Below are 13,066 nucleotides of genomic sequence, written 5' to 3'. Positions count from 1 at the left end.
GAGCGCGGGCGTCGCGGTGGGGCCCTGGGTGGGGGCGCTCGCGCGGCGGCCGTTCGGTAGGTGGTCAGCCGGGAGCCTTCCACACGCACCGTGGCCCAGGTGTGGACACTCTGTACCTATCATGTGCAGGTCAAGAATCGTCCGGCCGTCGCCCCTCGCGGACGACCGTTCGCGAGGGGCGACGAGGCGGTGCTATCCCGCCGCCCAGTCGCGCAGTGCCCGCACCGAGGCGAAGTCGGCCACGTTCCTGTCGAGCGGATCGTCGGTGTACTGGTGGATGCGCCAGTCCGCCTCGATGCGGGGCTTGCCCGCGGGGACGTAGTCGGCGATCCACAGCCCGTCGCCCGCGTAGCCCGTGGTGTCGTGGTTGAGCCAGAACGAGCGGTTGCAGTACAGCAGGACCTGGTGACCGGGCCGCTCCTCCTTCACCGCGCGGATGAACCGGTCCTTCTCCGCGTTGCTCGCCCGCGTCCCGCCGCCGGTCTGTTCCCAGTCGACGGCGAGCAGATCGCCCGCCTTCTCGGGCGTCTTGCTCAGGAAGTACGCCACCTGGTCCGCCACGTTCCCCGGCCAGAGGAAGTGGTAGAAGCCGACGACGCAGTCGGCGTCCCTGGCCCGCTTCACCTGCGCGTCCATCCGTGGATTGACATAGGTGCGGCCTTCGGTGGACTTGATGAGGACGAAGTCCAGGCCGTCCGTGTCGTAGGAGGGCTGATAGGCGCTGACGTCGACACCGTGGAGCATGGGCACCCGCCTCGGTTGTGTGGGGCAACGACCTCCCTCTCCTGCCCACTCCCCGGGCCCGCCAAGGGCTGATTCACCCTCCCGGGTAAGGGATGCGCGTTCATCGGATGCGGCCGGGTCCGCGGAGGGTGAGAATTGCCGCAAGGACGAGGAGGCGGCATGAGCGAAGAGTCCGAATCCGTATCCGAGGCCCTGGCCGGGCCGGGGGGCGTCACGCCCGACCGGCTCCTGCACACGGGCGCGAGCGACCGGCCGAGTCCGGAGGACCTGGTGCTGGCCTCCGGGCGGGACCTGACTCCGGAAACCCTGGAATGGGCCCGGCGCAAGCTGGCCGCCGAGGGGCGGGCGGCCATCGACAAGCAACTGCCATGACACCTCCCGGGTGCCCGCAGGGGCACCCGGCGGGCGGGTGGACGGAGCCGTACGCCCCTGCGTACACCGAGGTGAACGCCGCCGAGGGGCCGGGGAACGTGTGAGGCGCCCCCGGTTCCCTCGGCTAGCCTGAGTCACCTATGAACAGCTTGACGATTCCCCAGGGCACGTTCGATCTCGCCCGCTTCCCCGAGCACCCGCGCGACCCCTTCCGGGCGTGGGACGCCGCCGACGAATATCTGCTCCGGCAGCTGACGGACCCCGAGGCGGGCCCGGTCGACCTCTCGGGGACGGTCGCCGTCGTGGGGGACCGGTGGGGAGCTCTCGCCACCGCGCTGGCCGCGCACCGGCCCGTCCAGATCGGCGACTCCTACCTGGCCCGGCGCGCCACCCTCGCCAACCTGGCCCGCAACGGCATCGACCAGGACGCGGTACGGCTGCTGTCCTCGCGCGACACCCCGCCCGACCGGGTCGACGTCCTGATCGTCCGGGTGCCCAAGTCGCTGGCGTTCCTGGAGGACCAGCTCCACCGGATCGCGCCCGCCGTCCACGCCGGCACCGTGATCATCGGCACCGGGATGGTCAAGGAGATCCACACCTCCACGCTGAAGCTCTTCGAGCGGATCATCGGCCCGACCCGCACCTCCCTCGCCGTCCGCAAGGCGCGGCTGATCTTCTGCACCCCGGACCCCGAGCTGCCCCGTACGCCGAGCCCGTGGCCGTACCGCTACGAGCTGCCGGCCGACGTGGGCCCCGTCGCGGGCCTGACCACCGTGAACCACGCCGGGATCTTCTGCGCCGACCGCCTCGACATCGGCACCCGCTTCTTCCTCAAGCACCTGCCCACCCGCGGCGGGGACGTCCGGGTCGTCGACCTGGGCTGCGGCAACGGCGTCGTCGGGCTCTCCGCCGCCGTCGCCAACCCCGACGCGCACGTCACCTTCGTCGACGAGTCCTACGGGGCGGTCGCCTCCGCCGAGGAGACCTTCCGGGCCGGGGCGCCGGACGGCGCGAAGGCCGACTTCCTGGTCGGCGACGGACTCGCCGGCCTCGCCCCGGGCAGCGTCGACCTGGTCCTGAACAACCCGCCCTTCCACTCCCACACGGCGACCACCGACGCCACGGCCCGCACGATGTTCGTCGGCGCGCGGACCGCGCTGCGGCAGGGCGGCGAGCTGTGGGTGGTGGGCAACCGGCACCTCTCCTACCACACCCACCTGCGCCGGATCTTCGGCAACTGCACCACGGTCGCGGGCGATCCCAAGTTCGTGGTCCTGCGCGCCGTCAAGCGCTGACGGCGACCCCCCGCTCCGGCCCTTCCGGATTCCTGCAACAGGTTCTCCTGTGCGCGCCGCCGCACACGGACGACGCCGACGCGAGACTCTGGAGGGGCCGTGCACCTCGAATACACGCCTGAGCAGCAGCGGTTGCGTACCGAACTGCGCACGTACTTCGCGGCCCTGGTACCCGACAACGCCTACGCGCGCTACGCGGAGCCCGCCGCCCGGAAACGCTTCTACCGCGACACGGTCCGCAGACTCGGCGCCGGCGGCTGGCTGGAGGTCGGCTGGCCGAACGCGGCGGTGATGCCCTGTCACACGGGCTCGTGGCGCGTGAAGGTGCTTGCCGGGACGTCCGGGATCAGCCTTCCGGTCCGTCGGGGCTCCAGACGTGGACGACGTCACAGGACGGGGACAGCGTGGACCAGAAACCGCCGCCCAGCGCGGTCGGTTCGCAGGGGACCGGTGAGGGGTAGTCGACCGGCACGAACCCGTGCGCTGCGGTGGTGTCGACCAGCCAGTGCCTGTACTGCCCGCAGTCCTCGTCGCTCTCGGTGGTCGAGACGATCAGGGTCGTCTCGCCGAGGAAGCCGCCGGCCCAGTCCCAGCAGACGGGCAACTCGTCCTCGTCGGTGCCGGTGGGGGCTTCCGGGTGCCGGGGTATCGCCGCTTCGGCGTCCCACTCCAGCGCCTCGACGACGACGCCGCGGGAATCCCGTACGGCGAGGGAGTCCTGGTCGTGAGAGACGGTCATGAGCCGGTCGCCCGACGGGCTCAGGCTCAGCAGACACAGATCGCCGTCCAGGCAGTCCACGGTCAGGTCCTTCCCGTCCCACCGGCCCCATCGCAGCGGTGCACCGTCCTGGCCCTCGCCGATGCTCAGCCCCATCTGCGCGGGATCGGTCGGATGGGGAAGGTGAGCGCTGCCGGCCGCCACGGCTTCGGCGTCGGCCCGCGCGAGCACGCGACCGTCCTCGGCGTCGATGACCAGCCACTCGTCCACCGTGTCCGGGCTCAGCTCACCCTCGGGCAACGGGCCGCGTACGTGCGCCCAGACGAGCCTGCCGTCCGCCGAGAAGCCGACCGAACCGCTCTCGGTGTACCGATGGTCCCGCCGGTCGGCGTACTCCTCGTACCACTCGTGGATCTCCTCGCAGCCGCCGTACCAGCACCCGTGGCGGACCTCCCAGAGCGTCGCACCCGAGCGATCCACCGCGCGCACGGCATGGACCCCGGCGAAGACGGCCACAGTCGCGTCCGGCGCCACCTCCCACGTGCCACGGCCCCGTGGCCACGGGGCGGGGAAGCGGACGCCCGTCCCGGCGCGGGCGGCGAAGGCGTCGTCCAGGGGCTGGACCACGATCTCTTCGTCGCTCCGCTGGAGCAGCAGCCGGCGCCCCGGCAGCCCCGTGATCTCCGGGGGACCGGCGTGGGACGAGGGCAGCGGAGCGGGGACGGTGGCACGGAGCCGAGCACGGACGGACAAGCGGATCTCCCGGGGCAGGCGGACTCGGGGAAGAGTACGACGGGCTTCCGCGCTGCGACCGCTCGCGGTCCTGGTTAGCGTGGGCCGTGGGGGACGCACGTCGACAGTGAAGGAGCCCCGCGATGCCCTCAGCACCGCATCCGGCCGGCGGCGACCTGGGCCGGCGCATCTCGGCACGCCGCCTGCAGCTCGGGCTGTCCCGGCAGGACGTAGCGCTGCGGGCGGGCGCGGCGCCCGGTTACATCGAGTACGTGGAGGAGCAGTCCGCCATGCCGGGCGTCGGCTTCCTGCTCCGGCTGGCCGACGCCCTGGAGACCACGGTGCAGGAGCTGACGGGCGGAGCGGTCGATCTGCCGCGCGGCGCGGGCCGTGGCGCCCGGCGCGCCCGGATGGCTGAACTCGACGAAGCGATGTGCTGGACGCTGCTGGGCGACCACGGGGTGGGGCGGGTGGCCCTGGCCCTCGGGGACGGGCCGGTCCTCCTGCCGGTGAACTACCAGGTGAGCGACGGCGAGGTGGTGTTCAGCACGGCGGAGGGCTCCCCGCTGGCCACCGCCGACGATACGGAGATCGCCTTCGAGGCCGACCACATCGACGACGCCTTCAGCAAAGGCTGGAGCGTCCTGCTCGTGGGGACCGTGCACGCCGTCACCGACGAGGAGGCCGCGCGGCAGCTGAGGGAGGCCGCGTACGCGACCCCGTGGGCAGGGCCTGAGCGCGAACACGTCATGGTCCTCGTCCCCCGGCGGATCACCGGCCGCAAGATCGTCGTCCCCGACGCCCCGGGCGAGGCCGACTGAAGCCGCAGGGCGCGTCCGAGCGCCCGGCGCGAGCGGGTGGCGGCCAGGCCCCCGGGCCTCCGCACCGCCGGTCTGCCGACGCGGGACACGGCCGGGACCCGGTAACCGCCCCGCCGCGTACACACTCCGCGTACCGCCAGCCATACTGGACGGGCCGGGGAGGGCACAGCACAGCAGCTGGGAACACGGGGAACAACGGGGGCGGGAAACGGCAGATGGCGGACACCAGGCTGATCCAGAGCCGGTACCGGCTGCTCGAAGTCATCGGGCGCGGCGGCATGGGCGAGGTGTGGCGCGCCCTCGACGAGTCGCTGGGCCGCCAGGTCGCCGTGAAATGCCTCAAACCCATGGGCCCCCAGCACGACCAGGCGTTCACCCGGGTGCTGCGCGAGCGCTTCCGGCGCGAGGCCCGGGTGGCCGCCTCCCTCCAGCACCGGGGCGTCACCGTCGTGCACGACTTCGGTGAGTACGAGGGGGTGCTCTACCTCGTCATGGAACTGCTCGACGGGCAGAACCTGAGCCAGCTGCTGGAGGAGAACCAGCAGCACCCGCTGCCCGTCGAACATGTCGTCGACATCGCGGAGCAGGTCGCCGACGCCCTCGGCTACACCCACCGGCAGGGCATCGTCCACCGCGATCTCAAGCCCGCCAACATCATGCGGCTGACCGACGGCACGGTGAAGATCTGCGACTTCGGCATAGCGCGCCTCGGCCACGACATCGGCATGACCTCCCGGCTCACCACCACCGGCCTCGCCATGGGCACCCCGCACTACATGTCGCCCGAGCAGATCAGCGGCAAGGAGGTCGACCACCGCAGCGACCTCTACTCGCTGGGCTGCGTCCTGTATGAAATCGCCACCGGCGTACCGCCGTTCGACCAGGAGGACGCCTGGGCCGTGCTCGTCGGACACCGCGACACCCCACCGCGGCCGCTGCGCACCCACCGCGCCGAACTGCCCGGCTTCTTCGACCGCGTCGTCCTCGACCTGCTCGCCAAGGCCCCGGAGGAGCGGCCCGTGGACGCGGGCGACCTGCGCCGCCGCATCGTTCTCGGCCGGACCGGCGAACAGCCCGCGCTCGGACCGGGACCCCTCGCGCGCCCCGGTCGCGGGCCGCTGCCGGCCCCGCGCGAGCGGGCGCTGCCCGCCTGGACCCGGTCCATGACCGCCGGTCACCGGGCGACCGGAGCGACGGGCCCGCACGCCGAACGCCCCGACCCGGCCGCCGGGCTGACGGGGCAGTGGACCACCGCGCGCGCCACCGCCCCGCACACCGGCTCCTTCGCCTCCGTACCGGCCGGGTCCCCCGCCCCGGACCTCCTCGCCGGGCTGGAGGGCCGCCACAGCGCGGGCATCGACCTCGGGCGCCTCGGCCGCTGGGAGGAGGCGGGGGAGGTGCACCGCCAGGTCGCCGAGCAGCGCGGCCGCGTCCTCGGCCCGGACCACCCCGACACCCTCGCCAGCCATTACGAGATCGGCCTCACCCTCAGCCGTACGGGCCGGGCCGAGGAAGCGCTGAACGCGTTCACCCGGGTCGCCGAGGGCCGCGAACGCGCCCTGGGCGCCGACCATCCGCAGACGCTCGCCGCCCGCCAGGCGACCGCCCACGCCCTCGGCCGGCTCGGCCGGCACGCCGAGGCCCACCAGGTGTACGAGACCGTCCTAGCCGTCCGCGAACGCGTCATGGGCCCCGACCACCCCGACACCCTGCGCTGCCGCCACAACCTGGCGTTCAACCTCTGCCGGCTGGGGCGGCCGGAGGAGTCCTGCCGGATCGCCCGGGACGTCGCCGACGCCCGGTCCCGCGTGCTGGGCCCGACGCATCCCGACACCCTCGCGACCCGCTACGAGGTGGCGTACACCCTGGGCAGGCTGGGCCGCTGGGCGGAGGCCCTGGTGACCTACCAGGACGTCGCCCGGACCCGCGCCGAGGTCCTCGGGGCCGACCACCCCGACACCTTCGCCGCCCGCTACGAGGCGGGCATCAGCCTCGGCCGGCTCGGCCGCGACACGGAGGCCCTGGAGCTGTACCGCTCCCTGGTCGCCGACCGCACGCGGACCGCCGGAGCGGCCGACCCCGAAACACTGCGCGCCCGCCACGGCCTCGGGGTCAACCTGGGCCGGCTGGGCCGCTGGGAGGAGGCGCTCGCGGAGGCTCGCGCGGTCTGCGCCCTCCGCGAAAGCGCCCTGGGAACCGACCACCCCGACACGGTCATCAGCCGCCGGGAGGTCGCCGCGGGGCTCGGCTGGCTCGGCCGGTGGAGCGAGGCCCTCGTGGCCTACCGGCAGGTCGCCGAGGCGCGCATCCGGACCCTGGGCCCCGATCACCCCCAGACGCTCGCGGCCCGGGACGACGAGGCGCACTGCCTGGAGCGGCTCGCCCAGGCATGAGGGCGGCCCCCGGCGCGCCTGAAGAAGCCGTCGTGCTGCTGCCGCCTCTGGTGGGGACGGCGGGCGGCGTGTTACGAAGGTGCATGCCCGCACCTCAGAGCCCCGCACCCCGAACACCCGCAGGTCAGCCCGGAACCCGGGGGGCCTTCGGGCCCGGCGCGCCCGCCCGGGACCGCTATGACGCCGTGATCGTCGGCGGCGGACACAACGGCCTGGTCGCCGCCGCCTACCTCGCGCGCGCCGGCCGGTCCGTCCTCGTCCTGGAGCGGCTCGGCACCACCGGGGGAGCGGCGATCTCCACCCGGCCCTTCGCCGGGGTGGACGCCCGGCTCTCGCGCTACTCGTACCTGGTCTCCCTGCTGCCCGACAAGATCGTCCGCGACCTCGGACTCGACTTCGCCGTGCGCAAGCGGACCGTCTCCTCCTACACCCCCGCCGTGCGCGACGGCCGCCCCACCGGGCTGCTCGTCGCGGGCGACCGCACCCGGGAGTCGTTCGCCGCGCTGACCGGCGGCGATCGCGAGTACGCGGCCTGGCGGCGGTTCTACGGGATGACGCAGCGGGTCGCCGAGCGCGTCTTCCCCACGCTCACCGAACCGCTGGCCGGCCGCGACGCGCTGCGCGCGCGGATCGACGACGCCGTCGCCTGGCGGATGCTCTTCGAGGAACCGCTCGGCGTGGCCGTGGAGGAGAACTTCACCGACGACCTGGTGCGCGGGGTGGTCCTCACCGACGCCCTGATCGGCACCTTCGCCGACGCCCATGACGTCTCGCTCCTCCAGAACCGGTGCTTCCTCTACCACGTGATCGGCGGCGGCACCGGAGACTGGGACGTGCCCGTCGGCGGTATGGGCGCGCTCACCGACGCCCTGGCCGGGGCCGCCCGGGCGGCGGGCGCCGAGATCCGCGTGCGGCACGAGGCGACCCGCATCGAGACCGACGGGAGCGCCGCCGAGGTCACGGTCCGCACCCCGGACGGCGAACACGTCGTCGCCGCGGGCCGTGTGCTCGTCAACGCCTCCCCGCAGGCCCTCGCCGCCCTGGTCGGCGACACCCCGCCCCCGCCCGCCGAGGGCGCCCAGCTCAAGGTGAACATGCTGCTCACCCGGTTGCCGAAACTCCGCGACCGGTCCGTCGACCCCCGGCAGGCCTTCGCCGGGACGTTCCACATCGCCGAGGGGTACGGGCAGCTCGCCGACGCCTACCGGGACGCGGCGGCCGGCAGGCTGCCCACCGCCCCGCCGTCCGAGATCTACTGCCACTCGCTGACCGACCCGACGATCCTCGGACCCGAACTCGCCGCGCGCGGCTACCAGACCCTCACCCTCTTCGGCCTCCACGCCCCGGCCCGGCTGTTCGCCGCCGACAACGACGCCGCCCGCGCCGCACTGCTCAAGGCGACCCTCGCCGAACTGGACGCGCACCTGGAGGAGCCGATCACCGACTGCCTGGCCCTCGACGCGAACGGCGACCCCTGCATCGAGGCCAAGACCCCGCTCGACCTGGAGCGCGATCTTCGGCTGCCCGGCGGCCACATCTTCCACCGCGACCTCTCCTTCCCGTACGCGCACGAGGGCACCGGGCGCTGGGGTGTGGAGACCGCGCACGCCAATGTGCTGCTCTGCGGGGCGGGCGCGGTGCGCGGCGGCGGGGTCAGCGGGGTCCCCGGCCACAACGCGGCGATGGCCGCGCTGGGAAGGTGAGGGGCGCCCCCTAACGCAACAGCCGGGGATCGACGGCGGCGGCGATCGCCGCGTGCCCCTCGGGGCCCGGGTGCAGCCCGTCCCCGCTGTCGTACGCGGGCAGCAGCCGGGAGGGGCGGCCCGGGTCGCGCAGCGCCGCGTCGTAGTCGGCGACGGCGTCGAAGACCCGCCCGGTGCGGACGGCCTCGTTGACCTCCCGGCGCACCGCGTCCGCCTCCGGTGTCCAGCGCGTCCACCCCTCGAACGGGGTGATGGTGGCGCCCACCACCCGCAGCCCGGCGGAACGGGCGCGCAGGGCGAGTTGGCGGTAGGCGGCCACCATCCGTGCCGGATCGCGTTCGACCGGCAGATGGTGGAGGTCGTTGACGCCCAGGTGCACCAGGACCGTCCTCAGCCCCGGCAGCGACAGCACGTCCCGGTCGAAGCGGGACTGGGCGCTCGGCCCGAAGCGGTCGCTGTCGAGGAGCAGCCGGTTGCCGCTGATGCCGAGGTTGGCGACGGCGGAGCCGGGCAGCCTGCGGGCCAGCTGGTCGGGCCAGCGGAGGTCCGCGTCGTCGGGCGTGCCGGTACCCTCCGCGATGGAGTCGCCCAGCACGGCGACGACCGGGCCGCGTGCCCCGGTCGTCTCGACCCCGGTCAGGAGGAACACGGACCGGGTCCGGACCCCGTCGACGGTGTGCCAGGCGTGGGTGTTGCGGTGGAAGGACAGCGGGCCGGTGGGGCCCGGGAGCCGCGTCCCGACGGTCAGCAGGGAACCGTCCGGCACCCGGAGCCCCTCCACCGGGTCGCTGGTGAGGGAGGCGCCCGCCGCCAGCCACGCCTGCGGCCGTCCGGCGAAGGTGACCGGCCGCCCGTCGGCGGTCACCGGACCGACCAGCACCGGGACGGACCCGAAGGCGTGCGCGTACCGCAGCCGGACCTGCCCGCCCGCCGAGAGCCGCAGCCGCGCGGTGCAGAGCCCGTCCGTGAGTCCGGCCGACGCGAGGGGGTCGTCCGCCGTGGGCGCGGTCTGAGCGGTGGCCCAGGAGGTGGTCCAGGGCGTGCCCCGGCGGGGAGGACCGGGCGCGGGGTCCGGGGCCGCCGCCGCGAGAGGGGCGGGGGTGAAGGCCGCCGTGATCCCGGCCGCCGCCGCGTACAGCAGACTTCGTCTCGCCGGTGCGGGGGTCCGGCCGGTCACCGGGAGAACACCGGGGCGGAAGGGGCGGGATGCCGGACGCTGCTCATGGTGTGCCTCCTGGATCGACCACGGGGAGCGGGTGCGCCGCGCGGCTCGCATACGGCTCGCTCCATCCAACGGCCCCCGGATGAACCGGTGGTGACGTCGGTACGCACCGGACGCGACGCCATTGTGGCGGGGGCGTCGGGCGGGCGCCGGCGCACCACGCGCGGCGCCCCGCCGCGCCGCTCAGTCGGCCGACAGCACCCAGCCCGCCGCCCCGATGCGCCCCGCGTCCCGGGGCCGCTCGGAGTCGAAGACCGTGCGGCCCCCGTCCCGCACCCGCAGGGCGTCCACATAGGCGCCGCGCCCCACGTACAGCTGGTCCGTGGTGTACCGCCACCGCAGCTGGAGGCTCGTGCCGCGCCAGGCCGACAGGTCCGCCTCCAGCCGGTGCCACACCCGTCCCGACCAGCCGGTCACCGAGCCCTCCGGGTGCGGCAGCGGATCCGGGCGGTGGCCGGAGCCCTGACGTACGGTCGTGAACGGCACCGGCTGCCAGTCCTCCCCGTCCGCCGACGCTTCCAGGAAGAGGCCGTCGGAGGCCGGTTCGGTGTCCCACCACAGCGCGCACTCCAGCCGGGCCCGGGCGGAGCCCAGGCGCAGGGCGGGCAGCGTGAGGGTGGCCGTGGAGGCGGCGGCCATCCCGGAGAACCACGCCGTGCGCCCCCGCTCGGGCCGGACCGGAACGGCCCGGGCCAGCTGGTTCGCGGTCGCCACCCGGGGGGCGCTGCCCGAGCGCCAGCTCCGTACGGGGTGGACGGAGTTGCCCAGCACGATGAGGAAGGTGTCGGTCGTCGGGTCGAGCACCAGGCTGGTCCCGGTGAATCCGGTGTGCCCCGCACTGCGCGGGTTCGCCATCGCGCCCATGTACCAGTGCTGGTAGAGCTCGAAGCCGAGGCCGTGCTCGTCACCCGGGAACGCGGTGTTGAAGTCCGTGAACAGCAGGTCCACCGACTCCTCGGACAGGATGCGGGAGCGGCCGTACACCCCGCCGTTGAGGAGCGTCCGGGCGAGCACCGCGAGGTCCCAGGCGCAGGAGAACACTCCGGCGTGGCCCGCCACCCCGCCGAAGCCGAAGGCGTTCTCGTCGTGCACCTCGCCCCAGACGAGACCGCGCTCCAGACCGGACCAGGGCAGCCGGGCGTCCTCGGTCGCCGCGATCTTCGGCTTCCAGGAGGCGGGCGGGTTGAAGCGGGTGCGGTGCATTCCGAGCGGGGCGGTGATCTCCTCGCGGAGCAGGACGTCCAGCGGGCGGCCGGTGAGGTGCTCCAGGATCAGCTGCAGCGAGATCAGATTGAGGTCGGAGTAGAGGTAGGCGGTGCCCGGGGTGCTCGCCGGGACCTCGTCCCACAGCATGCGGAGCTTGCCCTCCCGGGTCGGCTCCTTGTAGAGCGGGATCCACGACCGGAAACCCGAGGTGTGGGTCAGCAGTTGACGGACCGTGATGTCCTGCTTGCCGCCGCCCGCGAAGTCCGGGAGGTACGAGGCGACCGTCGCCTCCAGCTCCAGCCTCCCGCGCTCGATCTGCTGGACCGCCAGGAGCGAGGTGAACAGCTTGGAGATCGAGGCCAGATCGAAGACGGTGTCCTCGGCCATCGCGATCTGCCGGTCCGCCGGGAACTCCACCCCGGTGTCCGTCTTCTCGTCGTACGCGGAGTAGCGCACCGCCTTGCCGATCGGCCGGTGCAGCGCCACCGTGCCGCCCCGCCCCGCGAGCAGCACCGCACCCGCGTACCAGGGGTGCTTGGGGGAGTCCGCCAGATACGCTTCCGCGTCCCGGACGAGCTGGTCCAGCGGCTCCTGGAGCAGCCCGGCGCGGGCCGCGCTGCCGCGCCGCAGTGTGGGCCGGTGTGCCCCTGGCTCCATGCCCGCTCCCCTGTCCGCACTGCCCGGCCCGCTCCGGGCGGCCGCGCCCGCGAGGGGAATCGGCGTCAGCGCGAGCGCCCCGCCCAGCGCCAGTATCCCGCCGCCCACCCGCCGCCGGGCGATGCCGCTCCCGGCGGTGCGTGGGGTGTTCCGGGAGGTCCGCCCGTACCCCTGCGTGTCCCCGGTCATCCGCAACTCCTTCCCGCGCCTGACGTCCGGTCACCGAGCCGTGCCCGGCTTCCGCAGCCCGCGCGAAAGTAACTTCCGAAATCTCGTCGAGCAGTGAAAGTTCCTGCCGCCGCAGAGGTTACTGTCACCTCCGCGTTTCCGGACGGGTCCAGGAGCCCAAAGAATCTGACACTGCATCAGCAAAGCTCTTCCCTCGGCCGCACCGCTGCGGCATCCTGCCGCCTGCTCGCCCTGCCCGACGAGGTGAAGGCCCGCTACGACGTCTCCTCGATGCGGCACGCCGTTCACGGGGCCGCGCCCTGCCCCGACCACGTCAAACGCGCCATGATCGACTGGTGGGGGAGCTGTGTCGAGGAGTACTACGCGGCCGGCGAGGGCGGTGGGGCGTTCGCCACCGCCGAGGACTGGCTGAAGAAGCCCGGAACTGTCGGCAAGGCGTGGCCGATCAGCGAACTGGTCGTCTTCGACGACGACGGCAACCGGCTTCCGGCGGGCGAACTGGGCACCGTCTACATGAAGATGAGCACCGGCGGCTTCAGCTACCACAAGGACGAGACCAAGACCCGCAAGAACCGCATCGGCGACTTCTTCACCGTCGGCGATCTCGGCGTCCTGGACGCGGACGGCTACCTCTTCCTCCGCGACCGCAACATCGACATGATCATCGCCGGGGGCGTCAACATCTACCCCGCCGAGACCGAGTCGGCCCTGCTCACCCACCCCGCCGTCGCGGACGCCGCCGCCTTCGGCATCCCGCACGCCGACCGGGGCGGGGAGGCCAAGGCCGTCGTCGAACCGGCCGCGGGCCATGAGCCGTCGGACGCCCTCGCCGCCGAGATCCTCGCCCACTGCGAGGAGCGGCTCGCCGGGTACAAACGGCGCCGCTCCCTCGACTTCATCACCGCCATGCCCCGCGACCCCAGCGGCAAGCTCTGCAAACGGCGACTGCGCGAACCGTACTGGGAGGGCTGTAAGCGGCCGCTGTAGCCGAGGCGGCTTCCGGGGGCGGGCGCC

9 protein-coding genes and 2 pseudogenes are annotated in these 13,066 nt (G+C 73.6%); 7 read left to right on the top strand and 4 right to left on the bottom strand.

Going from position 1 to position 13,066, the window contains the following annotated elements; translation table 11 throughout:
• Positions 1-192: 192 nt before the first annotated feature.
• Complete coding sequence (locus tag RNL97_RS01605; protein WP_243313007.1) at positions 193-744, bottom strand: glycoside hydrolase family 25 protein; 552 nt, start codon at positions 742-744, stop codon at positions 193-195.
• Positions 745-903: 159 nt separating this feature from the next.
• Here RNL97_RS01605 and RNL97_RS01600 point away from each other — a divergent pair, with 159 nt between their 5' ends.
• From RNL97_RS01600 to RNL97_RS01590, 3 genes and pseudogenes are all read left to right on the top strand, one after another.
• Complete coding sequence (locus RNL97_RS01600) at positions 904-1,116, top strand: hypothetical protein (RefSeq protein WP_030587712.1); 213 nt, start codon at positions 904-906, stop codon at positions 1,114-1,116.
• 140 nt (positions 1,117-1,256) lie between these two features.
• Positions 1,257-2,411, top strand: a complete 1,155-nt coding sequence (locus tag RNL97_RS01595) for a methyltransferase (protein WP_030587710.1) — start codon at positions 1,257-1,259, stop codon at positions 2,409-2,411.
• Between the two features lie 99 nt (positions 2,412-2,510).
• Positions 2,511-2,690: pseudogene (locus tag RNL97_RS01590) on the top strand (acyl-CoA dehydrogenase); the annotation flags it as partial.
• 67 nt (positions 2,691-2,757) lie between these two features.
• On the opposite strand, the gene RNL97_RS01585 reads toward RNL97_RS01590, so the two are convergent.
• Positions 2,758-3,882, bottom strand: a complete 1,125-nt coding sequence (locus RNL97_RS01585) for a hypothetical protein (protein ID WP_030587707.1) — start codon at positions 3,880-3,882, stop codon at positions 2,758-2,760.
• Positions 3,883-4,004: 122 nt separating this feature from the next.
• On the opposite strand from RNL97_RS01585, the gene RNL97_RS01580 reads away from it, so the two are divergent.
• The 3 genes from RNL97_RS01580 (at position 4,005) to RNL97_RS01570 (ending at position 8,778) form a co-directional block, all read left to right on the top strand.
• The gene (locus RNL97_RS01580) at positions 4,005-4,682 is read left to right on the top strand and encodes a helix-turn-helix domain-containing protein (protein WP_030587704.1); all 678 of its coding nucleotides are present in this window, start codon (positions 4,005-4,007) and stop codon (positions 4,680-4,682) included.
• A gap of 215 nt (positions 4,683-4,897) precedes the next feature.
• Positions 4,898-7,075, top strand: a complete 2,178-nt coding sequence (locus tag RNL97_RS01575) for a serine/threonine-protein kinase (RefSeq protein WP_243313005.1) — start codon at positions 4,898-4,900, stop codon at positions 7,073-7,075.
• An 83-nt stretch (positions 7,076-7,158) separates the two neighbouring features.
• Positions 7,159-8,778 carry a phytoene desaturase family protein gene (locus RNL97_RS01570; protein ID WP_243313003.1) on the top strand — a complete coding sequence of 540 codons (1,620 nt, stop codon included), beginning with the start codon at positions 7,159-7,161 and terminating at the stop codon, positions 8,776-8,778.
• 10 nt (positions 8,779-8,788) lie between these two features.
• Here RNL97_RS01570 and RNL97_RS01565 read toward each other — a convergent pair whose 3' ends face one another.
• Both RNL97_RS01565 and RNL97_RS01560 read right to left on the bottom strand, forming a co-directional pair.
• Complete coding sequence (locus RNL97_RS01565) at positions 8,789-9,955, bottom strand: SGNH/GDSL hydrolase family protein (protein WP_030587695.1); 1,167 nt, start codon at positions 9,953-9,955, stop codon at positions 8,789-8,791.
• 228 nt (positions 9,956-10,183) lie between these two features.
• Entirely contained in the window at positions 10,184-12,052 is a 1,869-nt protein-coding gene (locus tag RNL97_RS01560; RefSeq protein WP_313750279.1) for a serine hydrolase, read from the bottom strand.
• A gap of 219 nt (positions 12,053-12,271) precedes the next feature.
• On the opposite strand from RNL97_RS01560, the pseudogene RNL97_RS01555 reads away from it, so the two are divergent.
• Positions 12,272-13,039: pseudogene (locus tag RNL97_RS01555) on the top strand (AMP-binding enzyme); the annotation flags it as partial.
• Positions 13,040-13,066: the final 27 nt, after the last annotated feature.

Origin of the sequence: Streptomyces parvus, from assembly GCF_032121415.1 — a bacterium.
Taxonomy (GTDB): Bacteria; Actinomycetota; Actinomycetes; order Streptomycetales; family Streptomycetaceae; genus Streptomyces; species Streptomyces globisporus_A.
The sequence above is the reverse complement of the archived record's forward strand: the minus strand, read 5'-3'. Positions and strand labels throughout refer to the sequence as shown.